The organism is Cupriavidus nantongensis (assembly GCF_001598055.1).
Taxonomy (GTDB): domain Bacteria; phylum Pseudomonadota; class Gammaproteobacteria; order Burkholderiales; family Burkholderiaceae; genus Cupriavidus; species Cupriavidus nantongensis.
Genome location: NZ_CP014844.1, coordinates 2,673,745 through 2,688,098, shown reverse-complemented (window position 1 = coordinate 2,688,098; position 14,354 = coordinate 2,673,745). Strand labels below are relative to the sequence as shown.

General features: G+C 69.1%; 12 protein-coding genes. 10 read left to right on the top strand and 2 right to left on the bottom strand.

All coding sequences use genetic code 11. The features are described 5' to 3' along the window. From tadA to A2G96_RS12320, 3 genes are all read left to right on the top strand, one after another. Complete coding sequence (gene tadA, locus A2G96_RS12330; protein ID WP_062799549.1) at positions 1-636, top strand: tRNA adenosine(34) deaminase TadA; 636 nt, start codon at positions 1-3, stop codon at positions 634-636. Continuing rightward, entirely contained in the window at positions 633-1,589 is a 957-nt protein-coding gene (gene ldcA / locus A2G96_RS12325; protein ID WP_062799547.1) for a muramoyltetrapeptide carboxypeptidase, read from the top strand. Before tadA ends, ldcA begins: the two co-directional genes overlap by 4 nt. 192 nt (positions 1,590-1,781) lie before the next feature. After that, positions 1,782-3,404: an ABC-F family ATPase gene (locus tag A2G96_RS12320; RefSeq protein WP_062799545.1), complete on the top strand. Its 1,623-nt coding sequence runs from the start codon at positions 1,782-1,784 to the stop codon at positions 3,402-3,404. Positions 3,405-3,470: 66 nt separating this feature from the next. Here A2G96_RS12320 and A2G96_RS12315 read toward each other — a convergent pair whose 3' ends face one another. Beyond that, positions 3,471-4,073 (bottom strand): hypothetical protein, encoded by a 603-nt coding sequence (locus tag A2G96_RS12315; protein ID WP_062799542.1) that lies wholly within the window; start codon positions 4,071-4,073, stop codon positions 3,471-3,473. Between the two features lie 245 nt (positions 4,074-4,318). Here A2G96_RS12315 and A2G96_RS12310 point away from each other — a divergent pair, with 245 nt between their 5' ends. The 4 genes from A2G96_RS12310 to A2G96_RS12295 all read left to right on the top strand — a co-directional run bounded on the left by A2G96_RS12310 (position 4,319) and on the right by A2G96_RS12295 (position 9,886). Next, positions 4,319-5,752, top strand: a complete 1,434-nt coding sequence (locus A2G96_RS12310) for an aldehyde dehydrogenase family protein (RefSeq protein WP_062799540.1) — start codon at positions 4,319-4,321, stop codon at positions 5,750-5,752. A 111-nt stretch (positions 5,753-5,863) separates the two neighbouring features. After that, the gene (locus tag A2G96_RS12305; RefSeq protein WP_062799538.1) at positions 5,864-8,323 is read left to right on the top strand and encodes a penicillin acylase family protein; all 2,460 of its coding nucleotides are present in this window, start codon (positions 5,864-5,866) and stop codon (positions 8,321-8,323) included. Between the two features lie 130 nt (positions 8,324-8,453). Next, on the top strand, positions 8,454-9,161 hold the full coding sequence (locus A2G96_RS12300) for a glutamine amidotransferase (protein WP_062799536.1): 708 nt from the start codon (positions 8,454-8,456) through the stop codon (positions 9,159-9,161). Further along, positions 9,158-9,886, top strand: a complete 729-nt coding sequence (locus tag A2G96_RS12295; RefSeq protein WP_062799534.1) for an MOSC domain-containing protein — start codon at positions 9,158-9,160, stop codon at positions 9,884-9,886. Before A2G96_RS12300 ends, A2G96_RS12295 begins: the two co-directional genes overlap by 4 nt. A gap of 22 nt (positions 9,887-9,908) precedes the next feature. Here the strand turns inward: A2G96_RS12295 and A2G96_RS12290 are convergent, their stop codons facing one another. After that, on the bottom strand, positions 9,909-10,160 hold the full coding sequence (locus A2G96_RS12290) for a DUF1289 domain-containing protein (RefSeq protein WP_062799533.1): 252 nt from the start codon (positions 10,158-10,160) through the stop codon (positions 9,909-9,911). A 210-nt stretch (positions 10,161-10,370) separates the two neighbouring features. Between A2G96_RS12290 and A2G96_RS12285 the strand changes: the two genes are divergently transcribed. The 3 genes from A2G96_RS12285 (at position 10,371) to A2G96_RS12275 (ending at position 14,330) form a co-directional block, all read left to right on the top strand. Beyond that, on the top strand, positions 10,371-10,856 hold the full coding sequence (locus tag A2G96_RS12285) for a PaaI family thioesterase (RefSeq protein WP_062799531.1): 486 nt from the start codon (positions 10,371-10,373) through the stop codon (positions 10,854-10,856). Positions 10,857-11,130: 274 nt separating this feature from the next. Further along, positions 11,131-12,711, top strand: a complete 1,581-nt coding sequence (locus tag A2G96_RS12280; RefSeq protein WP_062799528.1) for an alpha-amylase family glycosyl hydrolase — start codon at positions 11,131-11,133, stop codon at positions 12,709-12,711. Further along, positions 12,708-14,330, top strand: coding sequence for an alpha-amylase family protein (locus tag A2G96_RS12275; protein ID WP_062799526.1), 1,623 nt, complete (start codon positions 12,708-12,710; stop codon positions 14,328-14,330). The genes A2G96_RS12280 and A2G96_RS12275 overlap by 4 nt, the downstream gene beginning before the upstream one ends. The last annotated feature ends 24 nt before the right edge of the window (positions 14,331-14,354 follow it).

The following is a 14,354-nucleotide window of genomic DNA, read 5'->3' as shown; positions in this document are numbered from 1 at the left end:
ATGACGCAGCCGCCTGCACCGGCTTCACCGCCTTCGCCGCCACCGCTGCCGCTGCGCGCCCCGCGCGCGCTGCCGGACGATCCGGCGCAAGCCGCCGAGCGCGACGCGCGCTACATGCGCGCCGCGCTCGAAGAGGCCCGCCTGGCCGAAGCCGCGGGCGAGGTGCCGGTGGGCGCCGTGGTGGTCTGGAACGACACCATCATCGCGCGCGGCCACAACCTGCCGATCCGCTCGGTCGATCCGTCGGCGCACGCCGAAATGCAGGCGCTGCGCGCCGCCGCCCAGGTGATCGGCAACTACCGCATGCCCGAGTGCGAGCTGTACGTGACGCTGGAACCGTGCGCCATGTGCAGCGGCGCGATCCTGCACGCGCGGCTGCGCCATGTGGTGTTCGGGGCCAGCGATCCGAAGACCGGCGCGGCAGGCAGCGTGGTCAACCTGTTCGAGCAGGCCCAGCTCAACCACCAGACCAGCATTACCGGCGGCGTGCTGGCCGATGACTGCGGCCAGATGCTGAAGGATTTCTTCGGCGCCCGCCGCCGCGCGCAGAAGGCGGCACAGAAGGCAGCACAGAAGGCAGCACGCCAGCCCGCCCCGGCTGCCGCACCCGACCAGAACCAAGACACTGAAGCATGAGCACGCCGCACAGCAGGCCGCATACCGAAGTCCGACTGATCGCCTCGTCCGGGTATCCGCACGATGTCGCCGTCGCCGCGCGCGGCGTTGCCTGGCTCAAGCAGCACGGCTACCACACCACCAACCCCGACGTGCTGGCGCGGCGCTACCTGCGCTTCGGCGGCACCGACGCCGAGCGGCTGGCCGACCTGCACGCGATCGGCACCGGCGTGCCGCATGAACTGACGCTGGCGGTGCGCGGGGGCTACGGCATCGCGCGCCTGCTGGCACAGGTCGACTTTGCCCGCATCGCCGGGCAGGCGCGCGCCAGCGGCACGCCCATCGTCGGCCACAGCGACTTCACCGCGTTCCAGCTGGCCTACCTGGCGGCCACCGGCGGCGTCACCTTTGCCGGGCCGATGCTGCTGGCCGACTTCGGCGCCGAAGGCGTCGACGCCTATATGTGGGAGCACTTCGAGGGCATCCTGCGCAACCCGGCCTATCGCGTCGACATCGCCGCGCCGCAGTCCGGCGGCCAGCCGTTCTCCGGCAGCGTCGAGGGCACGCTGTGGGGCGGCAACCTGGCGATGCTGTGCAGCCTGCTGGGCACGCCGTTCATGCCGCAGGTGCAGGGCGGGGTGCTGTTTCTGGAAGACATCAACGAGCCCCCTTACCGGGTCGAGCGCATGCTGGTGCAGCTGCAGCAGGCCGGCGTGCTGGGTGCGCAGCGCGCCATCGTGCTGGGCGATTTCTCCAATTACCGCGTCACCGACTACGACAACGGCTACGACATGGACGCCGTGGTGGCCTACCTGCGCGAGCAGCTGCCGGTGCCGGTACTGACGGGCTTGCCGTTCGGGCATTGCGCACGCAAGCTGACGCTGCCGGTCGGGGCGCAGGTGCGGCTGTCGGCACGCGCCGACGGCTTCAGCATGGCGTTCTCGGGCTACCCGGTGCTGCCCCCGCTGGCCTGAGTCAGCGGCTTCGCCACCGCGCGCGCCGGTCGCAAGGAATGCGTCCGGATGATAGAATGCGCGGTTATTTCCTGATTTCCTGCCGGGTTCTCGCATGAAGCCGGCGTGGCCCGTGCCGCAACGCCGGCCATGGCTGCCGGAATCCTTCCGGCCCGCGCCGCGGCGCCACCATCTCCAGACAAGGTTCAAGACGTGCTTTCTACCGCAAACATCACCATGCAGTTCGGCCCCAAGCCGTTGTTCGAGAATATCTCGGTCAAGTTCGGCGAGGGCAACCGCTACGGCCTGATCGGCGCGAACGGCTGCGGCAAGTCCACCTTCATGAAGATCCTGGGCGGCGACCTCGAGCCGTCGTCGGGCAACGTCATGCTGGAGCCGGGCATCCGCCTGGGCAAGCTGCGCCAGGACCAGTTCGCCTATGAAGACATGCGCGTGCTGGATGTGGTGATGATGGGCCACACCGAGATGTGGGCCGCCGCGCAGGAGCGCGACGCGATCTACGCCAACCCCGAAGCGACCGACGAAGACTACATGAAGGCCGCCGAGCTCGAGGCCAAGTACGCCGAATACGACGGCTACACCGCCGAGGCGCGCGCCGGCGAGCTGCTGCTGGGCGTGGGCATCCCCACCGCGCAGCACCAGGGCCCGATGAGCGACGTGGCGCCGGGCTGGAAGCTGCGCGTGCTGCTGGCGCAGGCACTGTTCTCGAACCCGGACGTGCTGCTGCTGGACGAGCCCACCAACAACCTCGACATCAACACCATCCGCTGGCTGGAGACTGTGCTCAACGAGCGCAACTCCACCATGATCATCATTTCCCACGATCGCCACTTCCTGAACTCGGTCTGCACCCACATGGCCGACATGGACTACGGCACGCTCAAGGTCTACCCGGGCAACTACGACGAGTACATGGAAGCGTCGATGCAGGCCCGCGAGCGCCAGATGGCCGCCAACGCGCGCGCCAAGGAGCGCATCAGCGAACTGCAGGACTTCGTGCGCCGCTTCTCGGCCAACAAGTCCAAGGCCCGCCAGGCAACCTCGCGCGCCAAGCAGATCGAGAAGATCAAGGTCGAGGACATCAAGCCGTCGTCGCGGCAGAACCCGTTCATCCGCTTCGAATTCGAGAAGAAGCTGCACAACCTGGCGGTCGAGGTCGAAGGCATCACCAAGAGCTACGACCGCAAGATCATCGACAATTTGTCGATGGCGATCCAGGCCGGCGAGCGGGTGGCAATCATCGGCGAGAACGGCGCGGGCAAGACCACGCTGCTGCGCAGCCTGCTCAACGGCGCGGTGCAGACCGGCGTGCAGCGCGGCGTCGAGGTCGACCGCGGCACGGTCAAGTGGGCCGAGAACGCCAACGTCGGCTACATGCCGCAGGACACCTACGAGGAGTTCCCGGAAGACCGCGACGTGATGGACTGGATGAGCCAGTGGACCCAGGCCGGCGACGACGAGACCTCGCTGCGCGGCACGCTTGGCCGCCTGCTGTTCTCGGCCGACGACATCAAGAAGAACGTCAAGGTGCTGTCCGGCGGCGAGAAGGGCCGCATGATCTGGGGCAAGCTGATGCTGGGCCGGCATAACGTGCTGGCGCTGGACGAGCCGACCAACCACATGGACATGGAATCGATCGAGTCGATGCAGATCGCGCTGGACAAGTTCCAGGGCACGCTGATCTTCGTCTCGCATGACCGCGAGTTCGTCAGCGGACTGGCCACGCGCATCATCGAAATCCGCACCGACGGCACGCTGACCGACTACCTGGGTACCTACGACGAGTACCTGCAGTCGCAGGGCATCGACGGCTGAGCGCCGCACCCCGCTGCATGCTGAAGGCCGCCTGCGGGCGGCCTTTTTGCTGTCTGGCGTGGCGTGTCAGGCGGCGCTGCCGTCGCGGACCTGGTCCAGCTGCGCCGTGATGGCGCGGGCGGTGATCTCGCCCCGCGCCTTGAGCAGCGCCGCGTGCAGCGGCTCGCGCAGCGCCATCAGCGCGGGCAGGTCGCCGGCTTTCTCCACCTTCACCTGCAGCATGTAGCCGCGCAGCCCGAGATGCTGCCCGATCACGTCGGTATAGAAATGGTAGAGGCGCTGGTATGCCTGGACCTCGGCGGGCGAGTGGACGCCGGCTGCACTGGTGTGCGGCGGCGCCGCTGCCTCTGCCACCGGCGCATGGCGCATCGCGTAGACCGAGAACAGGTTGGTGTCGGCAGCCGGTGGCGCGACATGTGCGAGTTCTTGCGGCGCGGCGGCGGATGGCTGTGCCGGCTCGGCAACGGCTTCCACCAGCCCCTGCGCCAGCAGCGTCGCCATCGCCTCCGGGCCGATCCCCATGCCCGCCACCTGCGCCAGCAAGGCCTGTTCGCGGCGCTCGCCGTTGACCATCAGCAGCAGTGCGCGCAGCTTGTGGTCCAGCTTGCGCGCGCGGCTGCGGATTTCGTCCTGCCCCGCCTCCGTCTTGCGGTAGATCGGATCGACCATGCCTCGCCCCCTTAGTCTTGTTATGTGCGCGCGCCGTGGCGGGTTTCCCCAGTCAACGAGTCGCGTGTCTCCCGTCTGTCACCCGCGGCCGATTATCGCCAGGTTCTTGTGCCAGGCGGCAGGCGCGGCCGGCGCCATTTTCCGCAGCGCCATAACATAGGCGGGAATCCGCTCTACAATGTGCGTGCACCATAAAAGTAACAAAAAATTGCAATCGCCAATTCACCAAACCGAGAACTGTGGCCATGCAACAACGAGACAAACTCTTTATTAACGGCAAGTGGGTCGCGCCCCACGGCACCGGCAAGATCGACGTCATTCATTCCGCCACCGAAGCGGTGATGGGGACTATTCCGGAGGGCTCGGCCCGCGACGCCGAAGACGCCATCCAGGCCGCGCGCGCGGCCTTCGACGGCTGGTCGGCCACGCCGCCGGCAGTGCGCGCCGGCTATATCGCCAGGATCGCCGAAGGGCTGAAGGCGCGCAGCGAAGAACTGGCCCAGCTGATCGCCGGCGAAGTCGGCATGCCGATCAAGCTGGCACGCGCGATCCAGGTGGGCGGCCCGGTCTACAACTGGGGCCAGGCTGCCAGGCTGCTGGAAGAGTTCCGCTTCGAGGAAGAAGTCGGCAACTCGCTGGTGGTGCGCGAGCCGGTGGGCGTGGTCGGCGCGATCACGCCGTGGAACTACCCGCTCAACCAGATCACGCTGAAGGTGGCGCCGGCGCTGGCCGCGGGCTGCACCGTGGTGCTCAAGCCGTCCGAGGTGGCGCCGCTCAATGCCTTCGTGCTGGCCGAGGTGATCGAGGCCGCGGGGCTGCCGCCCGGCGTGTTCAACCTGGTGACCGGCTATGGCCCGGTGGTGGGCGAGGTACTGGCCAGCCATCCGGAAGTCGACATGGTGTCGTTCACCGGCTCGACCCGCGCCGGCAAGCGCGTGTCCGAGCTGGCGGCACAGACCGTCAAGCGTGTCGCGCTGGAACTGGGCGGCAAGTCGGCCTCGGTGATCCTGGACGATGCCGACCTGCCGGCAGCGGTCAAGGGCACCATCAACGCCTGTTTCCTCAACTCCGGCCAGACCTGCTCGGCGCACACGCGCATGCTGGTGCCGCGCGCCCGCTACGACGAAGTCAAGGCGATCGCGCAGAAGGTGGTGGCGGGCTTTACCCTGGGCGATCCGCTGCAGGAAACCAGCAAGCTGGGCCCGCTGATCTCTGCGGTGCAGAAGGACCGCGTGACCGGCTATATCCGCCGCGGCCTGGAAGAGGGCGCCGAGCTGGTGGCCGGCGGCCCCGAGACCCCGGAAGGGCTGGACCAGGGCTTCTACGTCAAGCCGACCGTGCTCGGCAACGTCGAGCCGCGTGCGACAGTGGCGCAGGAAGAGATCTTCGGGCCAGTGCTGTCGATCATCTGCTATGACACCGAGGAAGACGCGGTGCGCATTGCCAACGACAGCATCTACGGCCTGGGCGGCGGCGTGTGGTCCGGCGACGAGGCGCGCGCGATCCGCGTGGCGCGCCGCATCCGCACCGGTCAGGTCGATATCAACGGCGGGCCGTTCAACATGCAGGCGCCGTTCGGTGGCTTCAAGCAGTCCGGCAATGGGCGCGAAGCCGGCAAGTACGGGCTCGAGGAATTCCTCGAGTACAAGTCGCTGCAGCTGAAGAAGTCCGCCGCCTGACGGGCGCTAGGGCAAGCAGGCCATCAGCGAGGAAATGCCCGGCTGGTCCGGGCATTTTTTCGTCGGGATAATGTGCGGAACAACATCACAACGACAAAAGGGGGGGCAACGATGCGCGGGATCGGTCGGCTGGCCAGGTGGCTGGTAGTGCTGCTGGGGCTTGCAGTGGCCGCCGCAGCCGGCGCGTTGGTCTGGTATCGCCACGCGGCACAGCCGCCGGTGTCGGGCAACGAGGTGCTGGCGGGGTTGCGCGATGCGGTCACGGTGGTCCGCGACAGCCATGGCGTGCCGCATATCCGCGCCGCCAGCAAGGCGGACGCGTGGTTCGCGCTGGGCTACGTGCACGCGCAGGACCGGCTGTGGCAGATGCAGATGAACAAGCGCATCATCGCGGGGCGGCTCGCGGAAATCCTTGGCCCGTCCGCTCTCGATAACGACAAGTTCCTGCGCACGCTGGGCGTGCGGCGCAACGCCGAGGCCATCTTCGCGCAGGCGTCGCCCGAGGCGCGCGCGGCGCTGCAGGCCTATGCCGACGGCGTCAACGCATGGATCGACCAGCGCAAGGGCCCGCTGCCGCCGGAGTTCCTGCTGCTGCGCACCCGGCCCGAGCGCTGGGAACCGGCCGACACACTGGGCTGGCAGACCATGATGGCATGGGACCTGGGCGGCAACTGGGTCCAGGAGACGCTGCGCATGCGGCTGGCGCAGGTGCTGCCGGTGGCCCGCATCAGCGAACTGCTGGCGCCGTATCCGGGCGAGCAGCCGGTACGCACCATGGACTATGGCCATCTGTACCGGCAGCTGGCGCCGCTGGCGAGCGCGATGGCCAGCGTCGCCGACAAGGCGCCGCCGGGCTATGTCGAGGGCATGGGCTCGAACAACTGGGTGGTGTCGGGCGCGCACACGCAGTCGGGCAAGCCGATGCTGGCCAACGATCCGCATCTGGGGCTGCAGGCGCCTGCGCTGTGGTACTTCGCGCGCCTGAGCGCGCCCGGGCTGGAGGTGGCCGGCGCGACGCTGCCCGGCATGCCGCTGGTGGTGCTGGGCCACAACGACCGCATCGCCTGGGGCCTGACCAATACCGCGCCCGACGTGCAAGACCTGTATCTCGAGCGCGTGCGACCGGGCAACGACACCCAGTACCAGACGCCGCAGGGCTGGGCCGTGTTCGAGACCCGCACCGAGACCATCCGCGTCAAGGGCGCCGCCGACGTGACGCTGAAAGTCCGCAGCACGCGCCACGGGCCGGTGATTTCCGACGTGGCCGAATCGCTTGCCAGCGCCGCCGCGCCGCTGGGCGCGCAATACGTGGTGGCGTTCCAGTGGACCGCACTGCGCCCGGACGACCGCACCTTCGTGGCGGGGCTGCGGCTGAACCAGGCGCGCGACTGGAACACTTTCACCGACGCACTGCGCGACTTCCACTCGCCGCAGCAGAACATCGTCTATGCCGACGTCGACGGCAATATCGGCTTCTACGCGCCGGGCCGCGTGCCGCTGCGCCGCGCCGACAACGACCTCAAGGGCCTGGCGCCCGCCCCGGGCTGGGATGCGCGCTACGACTGGACCGGCTTTATCCCGTTCGAGGCGCTGCCGCACCAGTACAACCCCGCCGGGGGCGTGATCGTGACGGCCAACCAGCGCATCGTCGCGCCCGACTATCCGTACTTCATCACCAGCGAATGGACGGTGCCGTATCGCTTCGACCGCATCCGCACGCTGCTCGCGGCCACGCCGAAGCACAGCTTCGACAGCTTCGCCGCGATCCAGAAGGACGTGGTCTCGCTGGCGGTGCGCGATGTCCTGCCGCTGCTGCTGGCCGCGCCGGTCAGCAATGACGCCGCGCGTCCGGCGCGCGAACGCGCCTTGCTGCAGGCCTTGCGCCAGTGGGACGGCACCATGGACCCCGCGCGCGCCGAGCCGCTGGTGGTGACCGCATGGCTGCGCGAGCTCTCGCGCCGGCTGTTCGAGGAGAAGACCGGCGAGGCGATCTTCGTGCGCCTGTGGGACCAGCGCAACGTGCAGCAGCCCATGCTCAACATCCTGCACGATCCGCGCAAGCTGGGCGCGTTCTGGTGCGACCGGCCCCATACCGGCCCGGCCGAGAGCTGCGACGATGCCGTGGCCGACGCCTGGAGCCAGGCCATGGCGGACCTGTCGCGCCGCTATGGCGACGATCCCGCGCGCTGGCGCTGGGGCGAGGCCCACGCGGCGCGGCTCGAGCACCGGCCGTTCGGCAAGGTCGGCTACCTGGCGCCGTTGTTCAGCCTGCGCGTGCCGACCGGCGGCGACACCTACACGGTCAACGTCGGCCGGCACAACCTGCGCGACGACAAGGCGCCGTTCGAGAACACCCATGCGGCCAGCGTGCGCGCGCTCTACGATCTGTCCGACCTGGCGGCGTCGCGCTTCATGGACTCCACCGGGCAGTCCGGCAATGCGCTGCTGCCGCGCTACCGCGACTGGATCGGCAAGTGGGCGGCGGTGGAGTACATCACCATGCCGCCGGCGGCAGCCCACGGTCAGCAGGGCGCGGCAGGCGCGCTGGTGCTGGCGCCTGCGACAAAATAGCGCGGACCACGCATGTCTCGCCGGGAAGGTTCTCAAACTGGCGAGGTCATGCCCGGGTCGTCTGCCGGGAGTTGGCGCCAGGCGCTAACATGAGGGCCTTTCTCTCCCTCAATCCCGGCAGGAGCCCCTGATGACAACGCGTACCACCCATGTGATCCAGCACGTCGCCTTCGAGCACGCGGGCGTGATCGGCAACGCCCTGCGCGCGCGCGGGCACACGCTGCGGGTGTTCCAGGCCGGCGTCGACGACCTTGGCCCCATCGCCAGCGAGCCGGCCGACCTGCTGCTGGTGCTCGGCGGCCCCATCGGGGTCTACGAGACCGACGCCTATCCGTGGCTGGAGGCGGAAATCGCGCTGATCCGCGAGCGCCTGGCCGCCGGCGGCAAGCTGATCGGCGTCTGCCTTGGCGCGCAGCTGATCGCGCGCGCCGCCGGCGCCAGGGTCTACCCCGGCCCGCGCGAGATCGGCTGGGCACCGGTCACGCCGACGCCGGCCGGACACGATTCGGCGCTGGCCGAGCTGGCCGCGGCGCAATGGGAAGTCCTGCACTGGCACGGCGACACCTTCGACCTGCCCGCCGGCGCGCAGCTGCTGGCCTCGACCGCGGCGGTACCGAACCAGGCCTATGCCATTGGCAACCAGGTGCTGGCGCTGCAGTTCCACCCCGAGGTCATGCCACGCGATATCGAGGCCTGGCTGATCGGCCATACCGTCGAACTGGGCAAGGCCGGCATCGATCCCCGCACCATCCGCGCGCGCACCGCGCAAGTCGGCGCCAGCGTCGCGGCGGCGGGAGAGCGCATGTTCGCGCGCTGGCTGGAGCAGGCCGGACTATGAGCCAGTACGTAACTCCCCTGCGCGTGCCGCTCGCTGCGGTGCTGACCGGCGCCGTGCGCCCGTTCGGACCCAAGGGCGTACCCAGCGGCATTGCCAAGGCCGCAACGCGCGCGCGCCTGCGCGTGACCGCGACCGGGCTTGAAGGCGACGGGCAGGGCGATCCGCGCCACCACGGCGGCCCGGAAAAGGCGCTGCACCACTATGCCTTCGACCACTACCCGGCGTGGCGCCTGACGCTGCGGGAACAGGGCGCGTCAGCCGACGGGGCCGACGGCATCCTCGACACGCCTGGCGCCTTCGGCGAGAACCTGAGCACCACGGGCCTGACCGAGGCCGACGTCTGCATCGGCGACCGCTTCCGGCTGGGCACGGCGCTGGTCGAGGTGTCGCAGGCGCGCCAGCCGTGCTGGAAGCTCAATCACCGCTTCGGCTATGCGGGCATGTCGCGCGCCGTGCAGCAGAGCCTGCGCACGGGCTGGTACTACCGCGTGCTGGAAACCGGCGACGTGGCCGCGGGCGATATGCTGGAGCTGGTGGCGCGGCCCTGTCCCGGCTGGTCGCTGCAGCGTCTGCTGCAGGTCCTGTATGTCGACCGGCTCGACTATGCCGCGCTGGAGGAAATGGCCGCGCTGGTGCCGCTGGCCGAGAGCTGGCGCAAGCTGGCACGGCAGCGGCTGGAACGGCGCGAAGTCGAAGCGATGGAGCGGCGCCTGTCCGGGGAATGACCCCGCTGCGGGCGAGCGCGGCTCACCCCTGGCGGAAACGCTTGCCGGTGCCTTCACGCGTGATGCGTTCCCACACCCGCCGCTTTTCCTCGTCGCTGAAAAATACCCAGTTGCTGACCTCGGCCGCGGTGCGGCCGCAGCCCTGGCACACCTCGTCGAACAGCGTCGAGCAGATGCCGATGCAGGGGCTGTCGGGGCGCTCGGACAGCGCGGCGTCCGTGGTGCCCGGGTCCGGTTCGGCGTGGACGGCGTGGGATTCGGGCGGCTGCGGCATCGTCGGGGCAGAGAGGCAAGGGGCGGTGAAGCGGGAGCACATTATACGGCCTGAGGCGCCCGGTTCCACCGAACCGCCATGCCGGCCACAGGGCCGGAACGCATCGGCAATCCAGCCTCACTGCCGCGCACCGATTACCTGCGACGTCATTGAGGCAGCGTTCGCCGGCTTCTACGCTCATGGCATGCAAAGCCAGACCAGGGAGCCGCCATGCTGCAAGCCATACTCCACCAGCCCGGTACCGACGGCACTGCTGCGGTCGACCCGCGCATGCGCGCCATGGTCGATAGCGTGCTGATGGCGTCGCCGGTGGCGCGCGCGCTCGGCGTGCGGCTCGACCAGCTCGCGCCCGATCATGTCGAGCTGTTCATGCCGTACCTGCCCACCAATGTGACCCATGGCAGCACTGTCCACGGCGGCGTGATCGCGACGCTGATCGATATCGCCGGCGCCGCCGCGGCCGCTTCCGGCGCCCGTGCTGACGAGGTGAAGGGCGGGGCCACCAGCTCGCTCTCGGTGCAGTACCTGGCTGCCGCGCAGGGCGTTGCGCTGCGTGCCGTTGCCGAGGTAGTGCGCCGTGGCCGGCGCCAGGTGGTGACCGAGGTGGCGGTGTATGCCGACTCCGCCGGAGCAAACCAGCAGGACGAACCGGGCATGCTGGTCGCCAAGGCGCTGATGAGCAGTGCGATGTTCTGATAACTGGCGCCGGTGACATGTGCGGGCCGCAAGCCGGCCCCGGCGTGCTTCCGCCTTCATTAACGCAATTAACCGCCATGCTCGGTAACACACCGCATGGCGCAAAGCGCGCTTGAGCTTGCAGGGCGAGCGCGGGAAGGTTTTACAGCCAGGCGCGTGGTGGGCCGGGTGCTTTTTGCATAGCCTGCCGGCCGGCTGCGTCGATGCGCTGCGCCGGAGCATTCGGCACAGACATTGCGTGTCAGGCAGGCCATACCCGCCCGGACCCTGCGCTATGGCTGAAGACCGCACGCCCGTTTCGGAAAACCCGCTGCCTGCCGTGGCCGACGAGCCGCCGTGGTGGCAGGATGCGATCGTCTACCAGATCTATCCGCGTTCCTTTGCCGACGGCAACGGCGATGGGGTGGGCGACCTGCGCGGCATTGCCGCGCGGCTGGACCATGTCTGCTGGCTCGGCGCGGACACTATCTGGCTGTCGCCGGTGTTCCGCTCGCCGATGGCCGATGCCGGCTATGACATCAGCGATTACTGCGATATCGACCCGCTGTTTGGCACGCTGGCCGACATGCAGGCGCTGCTCGACGCCGCACATGCGCGCGGGCTGCGCGTGCTGCTGGACTTCGTCCCCAACCATACCTCCGACCAGCACCCCTGGTTCGTGGCCTCGCGCAGCGCGCGCGACCATCCGAAGCGCGACTGGTACATCTGGCGCGACCAGCCCAACGACTGGCGCGCCGCGATCGGCGCCGGCAGCGCCTGGACCTGGGATGCGCATTCCGGGCAATACTATCTTCACCTGTTCCTGCCGCAGCAGCCGGACCTGAACTGGCGCAACCCGGAGGTGGTGGCGGCCATGCATGGCGTGCTGCGCTTCTGGCTGGACCGCGGCGTGGACGGCTTCCGCATCGACGTGGCGCATTGCGTCGGCAAGGATCCGAGCTTCGCCGACCACCCGCGTTGCCTGGCCGGCGAGCCGCTGGCGCACTTCAACGACGATCCCTACAGCCACGAAGTCTTGCGTGGCATCCGGCGGCTGGTGGACAGCTACCCGGGCCACCGCGTGCTGGTGGGCGAGGTCAACATCCGCTCGACCGCGACCGTGGTGCAGTACTACGGCGCCGGCGACGAGCTGCACCTGTCGTTCAACTTTCCGCCGCTGGACGCCCCGTGGGACCCGGTGGTGTTCCGCACCTGCATCCGCGAGGTCGATGCGCTTCTGCAGCCGGCCCAGGCGTGGCCGACCTGGGTGCTGTCCAACCATGACAACGAGCGTCACCGTACCCGCTACGGCGGCTCGCTGTGCCGCGCCCGCGCCGCGGCGCTGATGCTGCTGACGCTGCGCGGCACCCCGTTCCTGTTCCAGGGCGAAGAGCTCGGCCTGCAGGACTGCGTGACGTTGCCGCACGAGCGCGTCGATCCCGGCGGCCGCGACGGCTCGCGCGCACCGCTGCCGTGGTTGCAGGCGCCGCCGCATGGCTGGGACGGCGCGCGCCCGTGGCTGCCGTTTCCGCCCGATGCGGGTGAGCTGTCGGTGGCCACGCAGAGGGCGCGGGCCGATTCGATCCTGCACCTGTACCGCGCCCTGATCGCACAGCGGCGCGCCAGCCCGGCGCTGCGCCGCGGCAGCTGGGAAGAGCTGCCGTCGCCGCCGGAGGTGCTCGCCTATCGCCGCAGGCATGGCGACGACGTGCGCGTGGCCTGCATCAATTTTTCCGCGCAGCGGCAGACGCTGGCGCTCGCAGGGCAGTGGCAGGTGCTGGCCGACAGCGATGGCGTGCCGGTGCCGCGCCGCTTTGCCGGCGAACTGCTGTCCGACCAGGCGCTGCTGCTGCAACCCGTGGAGGCCGCCTCATGAATGCACTGTGGTATCGCAACGCGATCGTCTACCAGGTCGACGTCAGCGTCTACCAGGACAGTAACGGCGATGGCTGGGGCGATATACCCGGCCTGACGGCGCGCTTGCCGTACTTGCGCGGGCTCGGCATCACCTGCCTGTGGATTTCGCCGTTCTATCGTTCGCCGATGCGCGATGGCGGCTATGACGTGGTCGACCATATCAATGTCGATGCGCGCTTCGGCACCTTGGAGGATGTGGTCAAGCTGCTGGAAAAGGCCGAGGAACTGGGCATCCGCGTGGTGATCGACCTGGTGGCGCAACATACTTCGGACCAGCATCCGTGGTTCCTGGCGGCGCGCAAGGACCGCGATTCGCCATACCGCGACTACTACGTATGGGCCGACCAGCCGGAGCAGACCGCGGCCAAGCCGATCTTCCCGACTGTCGAGGACGATGTCTGGACCTGGGACGATGCTGCCGGCCAGTACTACCGCCACGTGTTCTACCGGCACGAGCCCGACCTGAACTTGGCCAATCCCGCGGTGCGGCGCGAGATCGAGGACATCATGTCGTTCTGGCTGCGGCTCGGGGTCTCGGGCTTCCGCGTCGATGCCGCCTCGCACATGATCGAGCTGGCGCGGGCCGCGCCCGATGGCGGCGACGGCTTCTGGCTGATGGACGAGTTGCGCCGGCATGCCTCGCTGCGCCGCGCCGACGCGGTGCTGCTGGGCGAAGTCGACGTGCCGCCGCAGCAGTATGCGCATTACTTCGGCGACGGGCACCGGCTGACCATGCTGTCGAACTTCTGGCTCAACAACCACCTGTTCCTGGCGCTGGCGCGCCGCCAGGCCGAGCCGATCGAGCGCGCGCTGCGCGAGCAGCCCGCGCCGCCGGCGCTGGCGCAGTACGCGGTGTGGGTGCGCAACCACGACGAGCTCGACCTGGAGCGCCTGAGCGAGGCCGAACGCGACGAGGTGATGCGCTGCTTCGCCCCGGAGGCGCGCATGCGCATCTACAACCGCGGCATCCGCCGCCGCCTGCCGCCGATGCTGGACGGCGACGTGCAGCGCATCGCCCAGGTGCAGGCCCTGCTGTTTTCGTTGCCGGGCACGCCGATCCTGCGCTATGGCGAGGAGATCGGCATGGGCGAGGACCTGTCGCTGGAAGAACGGCACGCGGTGCGCACGGCCATGCAGTGGTCGGATGAAGAGAACGGCGGCTTCTCGACCGCCGCCCCCGATGCGCTGCAGGTGCCGGTGATCCGCGACGGGCCGCTGCGTTTTGCCACCACCAATGTCAACGCGCAGCTGCTGCAGCCCGATTCGCTGCTGGCGCGGGTGGGCCGCATGCTGCGCACCCGGGTGGGCATGCCGGAGATCGGCTATGGCCGCTGGTCGATTCTCGCGACCGACTGCCGGGCGGTGCTGGCGCTGCGCTATGCGCTTGACGGCCGCACCACGGTGACGCTGGTCAACCTCGGCGCCGAGGCGGTCGAATGCCGCATCGGCGAGTTGTCCGGCGTGGCGCTGTGCGACGTGTTCGCCGACCGCGGCTACGCCCCGAGTCCGCCTGGGGCTGCGTGCTTTGCGCTGGGCGGCTACGGCTATCGCTGGATGCGCCGTTGCGAGGACCGCTGAGCAGCACCCGGGGCAAACGGCCAT